Genomic DNA, 15,563 nt, shown 5'->3' with positions numbered 1-15,563 from the left:
TTCTTACTCGCAGCGCTGCGAGATGTTGTTTTCAGCCGCGTATGCGCCCGAATCTTCTTCGATCAGGGCATTGATCACTTCGGCATCGGTCGGTTTGAAATCCTGAACCGAGTTCCACGTGCCTGCTGCTGCATCCCACTGAACGACGCCGACAAGGCCGGGACCACCGTGGTTTTCACAGCTGACCGAGAATTCGGGGCCGAAACCAGACATGCCCAGCGCTTCCATCTTGGCGTTGGTCATCTCCAGCGCTTCCATGCCGTCGCGCATCATCGATGCGTCGATTTCTGCAGTGCCGTGCATGTCCTGTGCGGTTTTCACCGCTTCGGCAGCCAGCATCGCAGCATAGAGACCACGGTTATACTGCACCGTGCCCAGCTGATCACCCGCGCCTGCGGCTTTGCCCGCATCGACAACATATTTCTGCAGATCGGCGTAAACAGGGTAGTCGTCGCCCAAACCGGTGAAGGTCAGCGCCTTGTAACCGGTGGCTTTGTCACCCGCAGGCTGCACGTCGAATTCCGCACCGGACCACCAGACGCCAATGAAGTTCTCCATGGGGAAGCGGATGTTGGCGGCTTCTTGCACCGCAACCTGGTTCATCACGCCCCAGCCCCACATGATCACATAGTCGGGCTTCTCACGGCGGATTTGCAGCCACTGAGACTTCTGCTCTTGCCCTGGATGATCCACCGGCAGCAGGGTCAGGTCATAGCCGTGCTTTTCGGCTAGCGTTTCCAGCGTACGGATCGGTTCCTTTCCATAGGCCGAGTTGTGATAGACCAGAGCAATTTTCTTACCACCCAGATCTCCGCCATTCTGATCCAGCAGATAGTTGATCGCGCCCGAGGCACCGTTCCAGTAGTTGGCGGGGTAGTTGAACACGTGGCTGAACACTTTACCGTTCGCGGCCGACGTCCGGCCATAACCCATCGTGTGAAGTGGGATCCCATCTGCAGTCACTTTGGGGATCAGCTGATAGGTGATACCGGTCGACAGCGGCTGATACACCAACGCGCCTTCGCCCTTAGTGGACTCATAGCATTCCACACCTTTTTCGGTGTTATAGCCGGTTTCACATTCCAGAACGCGGGCCGGAACACCGCCGATCCCACCGTCCCGCTCGTTCAGCAGGGTAAAGTAGTCAGCATAGCCATCCGCAAACGGGATACCGCCCGCCGCATAAGGTCCCGTCCGATAGCTGAGTGACGGGAACACGAGGTCGGCCATGACCGGACCTGCGGCCATCACGGCGCCCAGCGCCAGGGTTGCCAGTTTCTTGTTCATCGGGTGTCTCCTCCCTTGGTTAGTCCGATGTTGGGTTTCGGGCTTGAGCTGCCCGTCTTTTGATTGGGCCGGTCCTTTAGTGCGGGAACGGCCAGAGTCTGAGTTTTTCTTTCGCGACGCGCCACAGCTGTGCCAGCCCGTGCGGTTCGAGGATCAGGAACATGATGATCAAAGCACCAACGATCACCAGATTGAGGTGCGCCACGATATCGGTGGGCCAACCCAGCAGATCAACGCCAACCAGTTTCAGAACAACCGGCAGCAACACCAGGAATGCGGCCCCGGCAAAGGATCCGAAGATCGAGCCCAATCCGCCGATGATGACCATGAACAGCACCAGGAATGATTTCTGGATGCCAAAGACTTCGCCGACCTCGACCGCGCCAAGATAGACGGCAAAGAACAGCGCTCCGGCCACGCCTACGAAGAACGAGCTGACGGCAAAGGCGGTCAGCTTCGCCTTGAGCGGGTTCACTCCGATGATTTCAGCCGCAATGTCCATGTCGCGGATCGCCATCCATGTCCGGCCCGTAGTACCGCGCGTCAGGTTACGGGCGACAATGGCGCATACCGTCAGAAAGATTAGGCAGAACAGATAGGTCGCCCATGCGGGCGCGTTCGGCCCGGTGATGATGATGCCAAACACATCACGCTCTGGCGCATTGATCTGACCCGAAGCCGAGTAGTTGTAGAACCACGGAACCCGGTTAAACAGCCACACCAAAAAGAACTGTGCCGCCAGTGTGGCCACCGCCAGATAGAACCCTTTGATCCGCAGCGAAGGCAGGCCAAACAGCACGCCAACGATCGCCGTAATGCCACCTGCCAGCAGAACATGGATGAACATGCTGACATCGGGGAACGCCGTCATCAGCTTGTAGCAGGCATAGGCCCCCACGGCCATGAAACCCCCAGTCCCCAGGCTGACCTGTCCGCAATAGCCGACCAGAATGTTCAGCCCGATCGCGGCAATCGCATAGATCAGGAAGGGCAGCAGCAGGGCGTTTGCCCAATAGTCGTTTATGATGAACGGGATAATGCCAAATGCCACCGCTAGCACGACATAGTAGCGATACCGGTCAAACTTGATCGGGAAGGTTTGGCTGTCGGCAATGTACGAGGTTTTGAAATCCCCGGCCTCACGATAGAACATGCGTCACTTTCCCCATTGTTCCTGTGCCCGACCCCGGGCAGCAGCATCCAGTTGATTGGACCCTTTGGCATATCCGCTCGCCTCGGACGCGCGGACCAGTTTCATGTAAGCCATGATGCCGGTGACCAGCCCGGCAAAAGCCAGGATCGCCGCCACGACCAGTTGGCGATCGCTCAGATCATCCGAGGTGAGGGCGATGTACCCAAACGCCCAGAACCCGGCCCATGCGATGACGTTGATGATGGCGATCAGCTTGTGCATGGCTAAACCCTCTCAATGATCTTCTCACCGAACAGGCCCTGAGGCCGGAACACGAGGAAGATCAAAGCCAGCACATAGGCAAACCAGTTCTCGGTCGCACCGCCGACTAAGGGGCCAATGGCGAATTCAAACAGCTTCTCGCCCACCCCGATGATCAGCCCGCCGACGATAGCACCGGGGATCGAGGTGAAGCCACCCAGCATCAACACCGGCAGAGCCTTGAGCGCGATCAGCGACAGAGAGAACTGCACGCCGGACTTGGTGCCCCACATGATACCCGCGACCAGAGCGACGAAACCGGCGACCGACCAAACCATGATCCAAATGAAGTTCAGCGAAATGCCTACCGACAATGCCGCCTGATGATCATCCGCCACCGCGCGCATCGCCCGGCCCTGTTTGGTGTACTGGCTGAAGGCGACCAAAGCCGCCACCAGAAGCGCCGCAATGATCGTCGCCACGATGTCCAGATTGTCGATGAAGAAACCATAATCGAAGATGTTAAAGGTCGTCTCATCAATCCAAAGGTTGATGCCCTGCGGCAGACCTACATCAAGCGTCTTGATCTCGGAGCCCCACATCAGGTCGGCCACACCCTCAAGGAAATAGGCCAGACCAATGGTAGCCATGAACAGAATGATCGGCTCCTGCCCGACCAGATGGCGCATGACGAAGCGCTGCACCGCCCAGGCCAGCAACACCATCACCGCCATGGTCAAAAGGATCGCCAAAAGCGCAGGGACGTTCCAGCCAAAGTAGTGGATATGTGTCCCGAAAATCGCATTGATCAGATGGGCAAACGGCACTTGCCCCTTCATGATCCCCACCAGCGTCATCGCCGCAAAAAGCGCCATAACCCCTTGGGCATAATTAAAAATCCCCGAGGCCTTGTAGATCAGCACAAAGCCCAGCGCGACCAGCGCATAAAGCACCCCGGCCATCAGACCGTTGAGGATGACCTCCATCGCAAATACGAGTTGTTCAGGCATAGACGCCTCCCCAATTTACCACCTCGATGTCAGTCATGGCTGACCCCAAGATAGGCGTCGATGACCTCTTGGTTGTTGCGCACCTCGTCGGGTGTGCCGTCGCCAATTTTCTTGCCATAATCCATCACGACGACCCGGTCGCTCAGGTCCATCACCACGCCCATGTCGTGTTCGATCAGGGCAATCGTGGTGCCGAATTCATCATTCACGTCGAGGATAAAGCGGCTCATGTCCTCTTTCTCTTCAACGTTCATGCCCGCCATGGGTTCATCCAGCAGCAGCAGCTTCGGCTCCGCCGCCAGAGCACGCGCAAGCTCCACCCGCTTTTTCAACCCGTAGGGCAGGCGTGACACAGGCGTCTTGCGGATGTGCTGGATTTCGAGGAAGTCAATGATCCGTTCAACCGCCTCACGATTCTCGGTCTCTTCGGCTTCGGCCTTCCCCTTCCACCACGCCTGTTGAAGGATGTTGGTCTTCATAAAGCTCAGACGCCCGGTCATGACGTTGTCCAGAACGCTCATGCCTTCGAACAAGGCGATGTTCTGGAAGGTCCGCGCGATCCCCTGCTGCGCCACTTCAAAGGGCCGCATCTGTGGGCGCTTGGCTCCGTGGAACCAAACCTCACCCTCCTGCGGGACATAAAACCCCGAGATCACATTCAGCATAGAGGACTTACCCGCGCCGTTTGGCCCGATAATGGCGCGAATTTCGCCCTCTCGAATATCGAACGAGATATCCTTGATCGCCACCACACCGCCGAAACGCAGGGTGATGTTCTTCATCTCCATCACCACACCGCCGATCTTGCGGCCGTCTTCGGTGACATATCCTTCGGAATGATCCAGCATCAGCCTCTCCCAGACTTACGCAAAATTGGGACGGCGGGCGGGGCGATGACCGCAGGTCGAGCGGCGCTCGAACGGCCCATCATTCCGCCGCGACCTTGTGTTGCGCGACCGACACAACCGGCGCATCAACGATCTCAAGCGTTGCAGAAATCGACCCCTTGCGCCCATCCTCATAGGTCACTTCGGTTTTCGTCGAAACGCTGGAAGACCCATCATAAAGCGCGGCGATAATGTCGTGGAATTTGTCCTCGACAAAGCCACGCCGCACCTTGCGGGTCCGGGTCATCTCGCCATCATCGGCATCCAGTTCCTTGTGCAAAACCACAAAGCGATGCACCTGACAGCCCGACAACATCTCATCCGCCGCGACCGACTTGTTCACCTCTTCCACGTGGGATTTGATCGTCTCTAACACACGCGGATGGCCTGCCAACTCCTGATAGGACGCATATGCCACGTTGTTCCGTTCAGCCCAGTTCCCGACCGCCGTCAGGTCGATATTGATGAAGGCCACGCAACGATCCTTGCCATTGCCGAACAGCACGACCTCAAGAATGTCAGGATAGAATTTCAGCTTGTTCTCGACGTATTTCGGCGCAAACATCGACCCGTCAGCCATTTTGCCCACATCCTTGGCGCGGTCGATGATCCGCAGATGACCTGAGTTCTCCTCGATGAACCCAGCATCCCCGGTCGCAACCCAACCCTCAGCATCCTTGGTCGAGGCCGTCGAATCCGGGTTGTTGTAGTATTCGACAAACACACCTGGCGAGCGGTAGTGGATCTCGCCACTTTCGTCGATTTTCAACTCGACCGCAGGAGCCGGAACGCCGACCGTATCTGCCCGCACCTCGCCATCCGGCTGTTGGGTGATAAAGACGGTTGCTTCGGTCTGACCATAGAGTTGCTTCAGGTTGATGCCCAAAGAGCGATAGAAATCAAAGATTTCCGGCCCGATGGCCTCACCAGCAGTATAGCCAACACGAAACCGGCCATAGCCAAGCGTATCCTTCAACGGACCATAAACCAGCATATTGCCCAGCGCATATCTCAGCTTGTCGCCAAATCCCACCGGCTTGCCGTCCAGCAACAGGCCACCGACTTTCTTGGCATGCGCCATGAAGTAATGGAACATGCGCTGCTTCAGCTTGCCCGCATCCTCCATCCGGATCATCACGTTGGTCAGCTGGGTTTCGAACACGCGCGGCGGAGCAAAGAAATAGGTCGGCCCGATCTCGCGCAGGTCCGTCATCATCGTATCAGCGCTTTCGGGGCAGTTCACGCAGAAGCCACACCAATAGGCCTGACCGATCGAGAAGATGAAATCGCCCACCCAGGCCATGGGCAGATAAGAGAGAATATCCTCATCTCGAGTCAGATGATCGAATTCAGCCGAGTTCTTTGCGCTTTCAATGACATTCCGGTTCGACAGCACCACGCCTTTGGGCTTACCCGTCGTACCCGAGGTATAAAGCATCACGCAGGTATCGTCATAGGTGATCGCTGCGATGCGCTTGTCCAACTCGGTATCGAACCGCGCATGCCCAGCGCTACCTTCGGCCATAATGTCCTCAAGCGCGTTCATCTGGGAGTGGTCATACTTCCGCATCCCGCGCTTATCGGTATAGAGGATGTGTTTGACCTGATGCAGGTTTTCCTGAATCTCGACGACCTTGTCGACCTGCTCCTGATCGCCACAGACGACATATTTCGCGCCGCAGTGTTCTAGCACATAGGCCATCTCTTCAGCGACCGAGTCCTGATACAGAGGCACCGGAACCGCGCCCACCATCTGCGCGGCCACCATTGACCAGTAATGCGCCGGGCGGTTGCGGCCTATGACAGCAATGTGGTCGCCTTTTTCAACGCCCAACTCCAGAAAACCCAGCGCGATGGCGCGGATTTCCTTGGCCGCTTCTGCCCAGGTCCAGCATTGCCAGATCCCGAATTCCTTTTCCCGATAGGCCGGGGCATCCCCGAACTGGGTCGCATTGCGGTGTAACAGCGCCGGAAGGGACTGCATCCCTTCAGCGCCCGACTGCGTCTGAGCCAATCTTTCTCTCCTCCCCATCCGACCCCTCCCCGGGCCGGAACCGACAGGCCGGGACCACGCCCCGAATGCCGATGCCCCGATAAGGGACGCACGAAAGATCGACGTCAAGTTTTGCCTGATGTTTTCTCAATTCTTACGAATTGTAACAGGAGGGCATCGCAAACCGCCCTCGTCCTAAAACCCATTCTTTTCAAGACGTGTCGGCGATGCTATTGGGGCTGACACACAGTCTGGCGATGGCGTCGCCGGATACCACTCGTGTTCACCCCACATCCTGTACGCCGGGACTTTCAATCACGGGATTGAGGGCCCTGCCCCGATCTCCGCCACAGCAGGAGGCACTCATGGCCTGGTCGCCAGACAAAACCGAAGTCAAAAGCTGGAACGAATGGGACACCCTGCGCCACGTCATCGTGGGCCGCGCAGATGATTGCCACATTCCGCCCGAAGAACCCGCGCTGGACGCAAAGGTACCGGAAGACAGCGACATGCGCGGCCAGTGGGGCCGGCGCCCGCAGGAAACGATCGACCGGGCCAATGAGCTGCTCGACACTTTCGCCGATCAGCTGCGTAAACGTGGCATCCGCGTGGATCGCCCCACGTCCATCGACCATTCGCGACCCGCCACCACACCGGATTTTCACACCGACAGTCAGTTTGGCTGCATGCCACCGCGCGATGTGCTGTTGACCGTCGGGCATGAAATCCTCGAAGCAACGATGTCCTATCGCTGCCGCTGGTTCGAATACCTGAACTATCGCCCCCTGATGCAACAGTATTGGGATGAAGACCCCAATTTCCGGCACGAGGCCGCGCCCAAGCCGCGCCTGACCGATGCGGACTACCATCCCGATTATCTGAGCGACAAGATCGGCGTCGAAAAGCGCCTGCAATGGGCGGCTGAGAAGTTCTTTGTCACCACCGAGGAAGAGCCGCTGTTTGATGCCGCCGACGTACTGCGTTTTGGCCGCGATCTTGTGGTGCAGCACGGGTTTACAACGAACCTCAAGGGCATCGAATGGCTACGCCGTCACTTCCCCGATCACCGCGTCCACACGGTGAACTTCCCCGGCGATCCCTATCCGATCCATATCGACGCGACGTTCACGCCGCTGCGCCCCGGCCTGATCCTGAACAACCCGCAGCGCCGCCTGCCCGAAGACCAGCGCGGCATGTTCGTGAAAAACGGGTGGGAGATCGTGGACGCCGCCCAACCGGCCCACAACACGCCGCCGCCGCTCTGCTATTCCTCGACCTGGCTATCGATGAACGTGCTGGTGCTGGACCCGAAAACCGTCTGTGTCGAGAAGTCCGAGGTCTATCAGGCCGAGCAGATGGACAAGCTGGGCATGGAAGTGGTCGAAGTCGAGCTGCGCGACGCCTACGCCTTTGGCGGCGGTCTGCATTGCTGTACCGCGGATGTGTATCGGGACGGGGAGTGCGAGGATTACTTTCCGAATATGTAGGGTGTTCGGTTTGAAAACAGGGTGCCCGGTTATGCTCGGGCATCAGCATCCTGTCTCAAAAGACGATGCTGCGCTGGTACTCTGAGAGTGTTCGCTTCGAGCCCCAATGTCTGAATTGCCTCCGCTTTGGTAACGCTCAGCGATGCCGCCCCACTTCCGTACGAGCAGATGCAATGCTAGCGTCACTGCCAGTAATTGGGGGGATCACTTTATGGGAATGGAATACGACGACGCCGCAGCGGAGCGATTAGAGGCGGTGTACCTTGGGCCGGACGTAGTTTCTCAAAGAGTAGACACCCTTCAAAGGATTTCGGTTCAAAAGGGCGAGCGGGTCCTGGATATTGGAAGCGGCCCCGGCTTTCTCGCGGCTCAAATTGCGGATCAAACAGGACCCGATGGTGAAGTTGTAGGCATCGACATTTCGGAACAGATGGTAGACCGCGCAACGAAACGAATTGAGCATGACTGGCTAAGCTATCGTTGCGCCGATGCGACCGAACTCCCATTTAAAGACAGCTATTTCGATGTGGTCGTTAGCACCCAGGTTGCTGAATATGTGCCTGATGTAGCGAAGTTTTGCAGCGAGGTTTTTCGTGTTCTCAAACCCGGCGGACGTGCTCTGATCCTTGCCACAGACTGGGAAGGTGTCTGTTGGCACAGTGAGTATCCGGATCGAATGGACAAGGTGCTCAAGGCTTTTGCACCGCATTGCGCGGACAGCAAACTTCCGCGAACGCTTGGCGCGCACCTTCGAAACACGGGTTTGATCGTCAATGAGGTGAGCTATTTCTCCATCATAAATACGGACAGGTATGATGGTTGCTATGGCGAAATGATTGTGCCCTTCATTGTGGCCTACGTGAACGGGCAAAAAACTGTTCCAGATGATGAGCTGCAGGCCTGGGCAGAGGAGCAGGCCTCACTTAATGCAAGAGGAGAACACTTCTTCTCGACTGGCCGGTTTAGTTTCTCTGTCAGGAAAACTTCCGAAACCTGAAGCGGCCGTTGGCGCAGCCGCAGCGAAAGCCCGCTCCGTCCCGCGGACCGGACAAATGAACACAGCGTTGATACCAACCCACAATTACAACCATTCCCGCAAAATCGGGATCAGTGGTACATCCGCCGCAGGCATCGGATAAGTCCGCAGATCGTTCGCGCGCACCCATTTCAAAGCCTGACCCTCCTTAGACTGCGGAATCCCCTCCCATTTGCGGCACGCAAACAGAGGCATCAGCAGATGGAAATCGTCATAGCTGTGGCTGGCGAAGGTCAGCGGCGCGAGGCAGGAGGCCCAGGTGTTGATGCCCAGCTCCTCTTCCAACTCACGGATCAGCGCGGCCTCGGGGGTTTCGCCAAGTTCGATTTTGCCGCCGGGGAATTCCCACAGACCGGCCATGGATTTGCCCGCGGGGCGTTGGGCCAGCAGGACGCGGCCTTCAATGTCGATCAGGGCGACAGCGGATACCAGAACCGTTTTCACGAGCGATAATCCGCGTTGATCTCGATATAGCCATGGGTCAGGTCGCAGGTCCAAACGGTGGATTGCCCCTCGCCCAAGCCCAGATCGACAGCGATCACAAGGTCCTGACCTTTCATATAAGCGGCGGCGTCTTCCTCGCGATATTCGGGACTAACCCAGCCTTTTTCGGCCACCAGGATATCTCCGAACGAGATACTCAGGCGGTCGCGGTCGGCAGCGGCACCGGATTTGCCGATGGCCATGACCACGCGACCCCAGTTTGGGTCCTCACCCGCAATGGCAGTTTTGACAAGCGGGGAATTGGCGATGGCTAGCCCGTGGGTCTTGGCGTCGGCATCGTTGGCCGCGCCGGTCACGCGGATCTCCACGAATTTCGTGGCCCCTTCGCCGTCGCGCACCACTTGCTGCGCGAGGTCCAGCATCACCGCTTCAAGCGCTTGGGCAAATGCTTCGTTTCCAGTGGCATCAACGCCCGAGGCACCCGTAGCGCATAACAGCAGGCTATCCGAGGTCGAGGTATCGCTGTCCACAGTAATGCAGTTGAACGTCCGGTCCGTCTGCGCGCCCAGCATCGCTTGCAGCACGGATTGGTCCACCTGCGCATCGGTGAAGATGTAGACCAGCATCGTCGCCATATCCGGCGCGATCATGCCCGATCCCTTGGCGACCCCTGCAATAGAGACTGTTTTGCCATCAATTTCGACCTGCGCACTCGCCCCCTTCGGGAAGGTATCGGTGGTCATGATCGCACGCGCCGCATCTTCGATTGCGTGGCGGCTGAGGCCTGATTTCAACGCCTCAAGCTGCACAACGATCTTGTCATGCGGCAGCGGCTCACCAATCACGCCAGTGGAGGAGGTAAAGACGCGCTCAACTGATACTCCGGTCGCTTTGGACACGGCCTGCGTGACTTCGGCCACCGAGGTCTGGCCGTAGTGACCAGTGAAGGCATTGGCGTTGCCCGAATTCACCAAGATCGCCGCCGGGCCATCGCTGGGCCCGCCGATCTTGTCCTGACAATCCAGCACAGGCGCGGCGCGGGTGGCGGATAGGGTGAAAACCCCGGCGACCGAGGTGCCGGGGTCCAGAACAGCCAGCATGACGTCCGTCCGACCCTGATACCGCACCCCGGCTTCAACGGTGGCGAACCGCACACCGTCGATTGCGGGCAGGTCAGGGAATCCGGCGGGGGCCAGCGGCGAAACCTTGGTGATCGTGGCCACGCAGATTACTCCTGAATCAGGTCCAGCTGGCGGATGATCTCGGGGCCTGCCCCTTCCAACGGCGAGCGTTCGATCTGCGCCTGCTGGGTCAGTTCATCGATACGCGCCTGAATCGCGTCCTGCTGAAGGGTCTGAGTAAGCTCATCGCGAACCGCCTCCAGTGCGGGGGCTTCGGATTTGCGTTTGTCGTTCAGGATCACCAGATGCCAGCCGAACTGGGTTTGAACGGGGTCCGAGATCTGGCCCTTTTCCAGACCAACGACAGCGTTTTCGAATTCTGGCACCATCTGACCCTTGCCGAACCAACCCAGCGATCCGCCATTGGGACCGGACGGACCGGTGGAATGCTCGCGCGCCATCTCCGCAAAATCTGCGCCATCATCCAACTGTGCTTTGATCACCTTGGCCTCGTCTTCGCTTTCAACCAGAATGTGGCTGGCGTCGAACTCGTCTTCACCTTCGAACTCGGTATATTGCGCGTCATAGGCGGCCTGAATGGCTTCATCCGTTACAACCGAGTCGGTCAGGGCACCTACCGTCTGCACCGCCAGCAAGGACCGCTTTTCGTTGTCCAGAGTCAGCGCGTTCTGCGACGTCAGCTCTTGTTGCTGTTGGCCCAGCAACTGTTGCTGAATCAGCTGTTCCAGCACGAAGTCAAACAGAACGTCGTCTTCGATCTGCGTGTATTGTGGCGGCAGCACTGCGACAGTGGCGATGATGTGACCCAATGTGATCTCATCGCCATTAACCCGCGCCATTACAGTGCTGGCGTCAGACTTGGTTTCGGCGGCCAACGGCAGCGCCATCACGGCAGTCAAAGCCAGCGATGGCAGAAAAGTGAGGCCTTTGGGCATGGAATCATCCTATTTCTTTGCCGCGACAGGGCGCGGCGTTGACACTTCAGAACCTGCCGCTTACATCGCTTTGAAGCCTTGGACAGGGCCGCCTTTCACCCCCCGTATCTATGGGTTGCGCGCAAGGTGGGCAAGCCTGTCGCAACCAAGACAAGAACAGATCCGCTGGAGTGAACATGCTGGGATTCGGAACGCTCGCCAAAAAGGTCTTCGGAACGCCGAACGACCGCAAGATCAAGGCGACCCGCCCGCTGGTCGAAAAGATCAATGCGCTGGAGCCCGAGTTCGAACAACTCTCTGACGATGGTCTGAAGGAAAAGACTGAGGAATTGCGCAAACGCGCGCTCGAGGGCGAAAGCCTGGATGCGCTGCTGCCCGAAGCCTTTGCCAATGTTCGTGAAGGGGCGCGGCGCGCGCTGGGTCTGCGTGCCTTTGACGTGCAGTTGATGGGCGGCGCCTTCCTGCATCAGGGCAATATCTCGGAAATGAAAACGGGTGAGGGCAAGACGCTTGTCGCCACCTTCCCCGCCTATCTAAACGCGTTGACCGGTAAGGGTGTGCATGTCGTTACCGTGAACGAATACCTGGCCAAGCGGGATGCGGAATGGATGGGCAAGGTGTTTGCCGCCCTCGGCATGACGACCGGTGTGATCTGGTCAGGCCAGCCCGATGCGGACAAGAAAGCCGCCTATGCCTGCGATGTGACCTACGCCACCAATAACGAACTGGGTTTCGACTATCTGCGCGACAACATGAAGGCCGATCTGGGTGAGATTTATCAAAAGCACCACAATTTCGCGATTGTGGATGAAGTCGATTCGATCCTGATTGATGAGGCGCGGACACCGCTGATCATCTCGGGGCCGTCGCAGGATCGCTCGGACCTTTATACCGCGATTGACGCCCTGATCCCGTCGTTGAGCGATGAGCATTTCACGCTGGACGAAAAGTCCCGCAACGTGACCTTCACCGATGAAGGTAACGAATTCCTGGAACAGCAACTGATCGAGGCAGGTCTGATCCCCGAAGGGCATTCCCTGTATGATCCTGAAAGCACGACAGTGGTGCACCACGTGAACCAGGGCCTGCGCGCGCATAAGCTGTTCCAGCGCGACAAGGATTACATCGTCCGCGATGGCAATGTCGTTCTGATCGACGAATTCACCGGCCGGATGATGCCGGGTCGCCGCCTGTCAGAAGGTCTGCACCAGGCCATCGAAGCCAAGGAAGGTGCACCGATCCAGCCCGAAAACGTGACGCTGGCCAGTGTGACCTTCCAGAACTACTTTCGCCTGTATGGCAAGCTGGGCGGCATGACCGGTACAGCGCTGACCGAAGCTGAGGAATTCGCTGAAATCTACGGTTTGGGCGTGGTCGAAGTGCCGACCAACAAGCCAATTGCACGTCTGGATGAAGACGATCAGGTCTATCGCACCGCAATGGAGAAATACGGCGCGATCATCAAAGAAGCGAAAGAGGCCAGCGCAAAAGGCCAACCAGTTCTGATTGGCACCACTTCGATTGAGAAATCCGAAGTTCTTAGCCAGATGCTGAGTAAGGAAAAGATCGAACACAACGTTCTGAACGCCCGCCAGCACGAGCAAGAAGCGCAGATCGTGGCAGATGCGGGTCGCTATGGGGCGGTGACCATCGCCACCAACATGGCCGGTCGCGGCACCGACATTCAGCTGGGCGGCAATGTGGAAATGAAGGTTCTGCAGGCACTGGCCGAGAACCCCGAAGCCGACCCGGCCGAATTGCGAACGGCAGAAGAGGCCAAGCACGCAGAAGAAAAACAAAAGGTTCTGGATGCTGGCGGTCTGTATGTTATGGCGTCCGAGCGCCACGAAAGCCGCCGCATCGACAACCAGCTGCGTGGTCGTTCAGGCCGTCAGGGTGACCCGGGCCGCACCGTGTTCTACCTCAGCCTCGAAGACGATCTGATGCGCATCTTCGGCTCAGAACGGCTGGACAAGGTGCTGACCACATTGGGCATGAAAGAAGGCGAAGCCATCATTCACCCCTGGGTCAACAAATCTCTGGAGCGCGCGCAATCCAAAGTCGAAGGCCGCAACTTTGACATGCGCAAAAACGTTCTGAAATTCGACGATGTGATGAACGACCAGCGGAAGGTGGTCTTTAGCCAACGGCGCGAGATCATGTCGGCAGACGACCTGTCCGAGATCGTCTCGGATATGCGCGAGCAGGTGATCGACGATCTGATCGACGAATACATGCCGCCGAAATCCTATGCGGATCAGTGGGATACTGAAGGTCTACATGAGGCAATCAAAGACAAGCTGACCATCGACGCACCAGTTCAGGACTGGGCCGCCGAAGAAGGCGTTGATGACGAGCAGGTGCGTGAACGCCTGATCAAGTCCGCCGACGAGATGATGGCGCAGAAGGCCGTTGCCTTTGGCCCCGAAAACATGCGCAACATCGAAAAGCAGGTGCTACTGCAAACCATCGACAGCAAGTGGCGCGAGCATCTGCTGACGCTGGAACATCTGCGCTCGGTCGTTGGGTTCCGGGGCTACGCACAGCGCGATCCGCTGAACGAATACAAAACCGAAAGTTTCCAACTGTTCGAAGGCATGTTGGACAGCCTGCGCGAAACCGTGACACAGCAGCTGTCACGCGTTCGTCCACTGACCGAGGAAGAGCAGAAAGAGATGCTGGCGCAGATGGCGGCACAGCAGGCTCAGACGCAAGCTGCGGTGGATCAGGCAACCGATCGGGCCGAGGCCAAAGCCGAAGCTGCCGCGTCAGGTGACGCGCTGCCGGGATTTGACGAAACCGATCCGTCGACCTGGGGTAACCCGTCGCGAAACGACCCTTGCCCCTGCGGATCTGGCAAGAAGTTCAAACATTGCCATGGCAGGTTAACCTAACGTCATCGACATCCTGATCACAATGAGTCCGTTTCGAGGACACAAATAAGCCTCGATTCAGGATCAGTGTGCGACTCGCTCCTTCAACTGGGGAGGGTGTCTTGTTTGTTGTAAGAAACTACGTGACCATGTGCGGCACAATCGCCTGTGCCCTGGGCATTGGTTACTTGATGCAATATGGAACAGCTGCGCAACCAAGCGATGCGCAGAACCAAATTGCTGCGGCTACGCAAACAAATCAAACGTCGGTTCTGGCAGGGTTGGATAGCATCGTGCTGACCTCAGCCTCAGCAACCGCATCTGGCGCTGACGACGCTGTTGTTGCGCCCAAAACCACCCGTGTCGAACCCCGACAGAAGCCCACACAGAAATCCTGTAACCTAAGCGCCCGCGCTGTTGCCGTGCCCGGCGCGCAGGCCCGCCTGACCATCAAATCTCCGTGTCGCGGCAATGAGCGGATCAACATTCACCACAGCGGCCTGACCCTGACGCAAGTCACCGATCAGAACGGCACGCTCAGGGTAACCATCCCGGCGCTGTCTGAATATGCGATCTTTCTGATCTCATTCCCGGATCAAACTGGGACCGTCGCCACGACCCATGTCCCTGATCTGAAAGACTATGATCGTGTGGCACTGCAGTGGAAGGGCGACAAAGCGTTGCAAATTCACGCACTGGAATTCGGCGCCAGCTATGGTGGCGATGGTCACGTCTGGTCGAACAGCGCCACAGCAGGCGCTGGCAGTGTTGTCAGCCTAGGCCATTCAGGACTGACAGACGCCCAAAATATCGAAGTATATTCGTTCCCGGCGGGCCAGTCCCAGCAAACGGGAACCATCGACCTGACCGTCGAAGCGGAAGTGACCGAAAACAATTGCGGTCACACCTTGAACGTTCAGTCCATCGAGCTGCGGGCCAACACAGGCCTACGGTCACGTGATCTGAGCGTGGCCGTACCGGACTGCTCGCAATTGGGCGAGTTTCTGGTGTTGAATAATCTGCTCCAAGACCTGACAATCGCGGCAAAGTAACCCGCAGACAGGCTCGACTCTCTG

Annotated in this window: 13 protein-coding genes; 4 read left to right on the top strand and 9 right to left on the bottom strand. The window is 57.8% G+C overall.

Annotation, left to right across the window (positions count from 1 at the left end):
* Window positions 1-3 precede the first annotated feature (3 nt).
* The 6 genes from ACR0KG_RS00860 to ACR0KG_RS00835 form a co-directional block, all read right to left on the bottom strand.
* Window positions 4-1,287 (bottom strand): ABC transporter substrate-binding protein, encoded by a 1,284-nt coding sequence (locus ACR0KG_RS00860; protein ID WP_480826204.1) that lies wholly within the window; start codon window positions 1,285-1,287, stop codon window positions 4-6.
* Window positions 1,288-1,363: 76 nt separating this feature from the next.
* A complete protein-coding gene (locus tag ACR0KG_RS00855) occupies window positions 1,364-2,440 on the bottom strand; it encodes a branched-chain amino acid ABC transporter permease (RefSeq protein ID WP_480500931.1) in 1,077 nt (358 codons plus the stop codon).
* Between the two features lie 3 nt (window positions 2,441-2,443).
* On the bottom strand, window positions 2,444-2,701 hold the full coding sequence (locus tag ACR0KG_RS00850) for a hypothetical protein (protein WP_480826203.1): 258 nt from the start codon (window positions 2,699-2,701) through the stop codon (window positions 2,444-2,446).
* Between the two features lie 2 nt (window positions 2,702-2,703).
* Window positions 2,704-3,690 carry a branched-chain amino acid ABC transporter permease gene (locus ACR0KG_RS00845; protein ID WP_480826202.1) on the bottom strand — a complete coding sequence of 329 codons (987 nt, stop codon included), beginning with the start codon at window positions 3,688-3,690 and terminating at the stop codon, window positions 2,704-2,706.
* Between the two features lie 29 nt (window positions 3,691-3,719).
* Window positions 3,720-4,538, bottom strand: a complete 819-nt coding sequence (locus ACR0KG_RS00840) for an ABC transporter ATP-binding protein (protein ID WP_170534159.1) — start codon at window positions 4,536-4,538, stop codon at window positions 3,720-3,722.
* Between the two features lie 79 nt (window positions 4,539-4,617).
* Window positions 4,618-6,561 carry an AMP-binding protein gene (locus ACR0KG_RS00835; RefSeq protein WP_480827319.1) on the bottom strand — a complete coding sequence of 648 codons (1,944 nt, stop codon included), beginning with the start codon at window positions 6,559-6,561 and terminating at the stop codon, window positions 4,618-4,620.
* A 374-nt stretch (window positions 6,562-6,935) separates the two neighbouring features.
* Between ACR0KG_RS00835 and ACR0KG_RS00830 the strand changes: the two genes are divergently transcribed.
* Together ACR0KG_RS00830 and ACR0KG_RS00825 are read left to right on the top strand one after the other, a co-directional pair.
* A complete protein-coding gene (locus ACR0KG_RS00830) occupies window positions 6,936-8,057 on the top strand; it encodes a serine/threonine protein kinase (RefSeq protein ID WP_480826201.1) in 1,122 nt (373 codons plus the stop codon).
* 217 nt (window positions 8,058-8,274) lie between these two features.
* Window positions 8,275-9,054, top strand: coding sequence for a class I SAM-dependent methyltransferase (locus ACR0KG_RS00825; RefSeq protein ID WP_480550532.1), 780 nt, complete (start codon window positions 8,275-8,277; stop codon window positions 9,052-9,054).
* A gap of 84 nt (window positions 9,055-9,138) precedes the next feature.
* Here ACR0KG_RS00825 and mutT read toward each other — a convergent pair whose 3' ends face one another.
* The 3 genes from mutT to ACR0KG_RS00810 are packed head-to-tail and all read right to left on the bottom strand — an operon-like array spanning window position 9,139 to window position 11,614.
* On the bottom strand, window positions 9,139-9,537 hold the full coding sequence (gene mutT, locus ACR0KG_RS00820; protein WP_480550531.1) for an 8-oxo-dGTP diphosphatase MutT: 399 nt from the start codon (window positions 9,535-9,537) through the stop codon (window positions 9,139-9,141).
* Window positions 9,534-10,760 carry a bifunctional glutamate N-acetyltransferase/amino-acid acetyltransferase ArgJ gene (argJ, locus tag ACR0KG_RS00815; protein ID WP_480826200.1) on the bottom strand — a complete coding sequence of 409 codons (1,227 nt, stop codon included), beginning with the start codon at window positions 10,758-10,760 and terminating at the stop codon, window positions 9,534-9,536. Before argJ ends, mutT begins: the two co-directional genes overlap by 4 nt.
* Window positions 10,761-10,765: 5 nt before the next feature.
* A complete protein-coding gene (locus tag ACR0KG_RS00810) occupies window positions 10,766-11,614 on the bottom strand; it encodes a peptidylprolyl isomerase (RefSeq protein WP_480826199.1) in 849 nt (282 codons plus the stop codon).
* Window positions 11,615-11,790: 176 nt separating this feature from the next.
* Here ACR0KG_RS00810 and secA point away from each other — a divergent pair, with 176 nt between their 5' ends.
* Window positions 11,791-14,508, top strand: coding sequence for a preprotein translocase subunit SecA (secA, locus tag ACR0KG_RS00805; RefSeq protein ID WP_480550527.1), 2,718 nt, complete (start codon window positions 11,791-11,793; stop codon window positions 14,506-14,508).
* Between the two features lie 101 nt (window positions 14,509-14,609).
* Window positions 14,610-15,539 (top strand): hypothetical protein, encoded by a 930-nt coding sequence (locus ACR0KG_RS00800; RefSeq protein ID WP_480826198.1) that lies wholly within the window; start codon window positions 14,610-14,612, stop codon window positions 15,537-15,539.
* Window positions 15,540-15,563 lie beyond the last annotated feature (24 nt).

This window comes from Ruegeria sp. H4 (assembly GCF_056533065.1).
The sequence above is the reverse complement of the archived record's forward strand: the minus strand, read 5'-3'. Positions and strand labels throughout refer to the sequence as shown.

Coding starts and splice junctions, on each gene's coding strand:
- ACR0KG_RS00825 (WP_480550532.1), top strand. CDS start 8,275: ATGGAATACGACGACGCCGCAGCGGAGCGATTAGAGGCGGTGTACCTT.
- ACR0KG_RS00855 (WP_480500931.1), bottom strand. CDS start 2,440: ATGTTCTATCGTGAGGCCGGGGATTTCAAAACCTCGTACATTGCCGAC.
- ACR0KG_RS00830 (WP_480826201.1), top strand. CDS start 6,936: ATGGCCTGGTCGCCAGACAAAACCGAAGTCAAAAGCTGGAACGAATGG.
- ACR0KG_RS00845 (WP_480826202.1), bottom strand. CDS start 3,690: ATGCCTGAACAACTCGTATTTGCGATGGAGGTCATCCTCAACGGTCTG.
- ACR0KG_RS00850 (WP_480826203.1), bottom strand. CDS start 2,701: ATGCACAAGCTGATCGCCATCATCAACGTCATCGCATGGGCCGGGTTC.
- secA (WP_480550527.1), top strand. CDS start 11,791: ATGCTGGGATTCGGAACGCTCGCCAAAAAGGTCTTCGGAACGCCGAAC.
- ACR0KG_RS00840 (WP_170534159.1), bottom strand. CDS start 4,538: ATGCTGGATCATTCCGAAGGATATGTCACCGAAGACGGCCGCAAGATC.
- ACR0KG_RS00835 (WP_480827319.1), bottom strand. CDS start 6,561: ATGCAGTCCCTTCCGGCGCTGTTACACCGCAATGCGACCCAGTTCGGG.
- ACR0KG_RS00810 (WP_480826199.1), bottom strand. CDS start 11,614: ATGCCCAAAGGCCTCACTTTTCTGCCATCGCTGGCTTTGACTGCCGTG.
- ACR0KG_RS00860 (WP_480826204.1), bottom strand. CDS start 1,287: ATGAACAAGAAACTGGCAACCCTGGCGCTGGGCGCCGTGATGGCCGCA.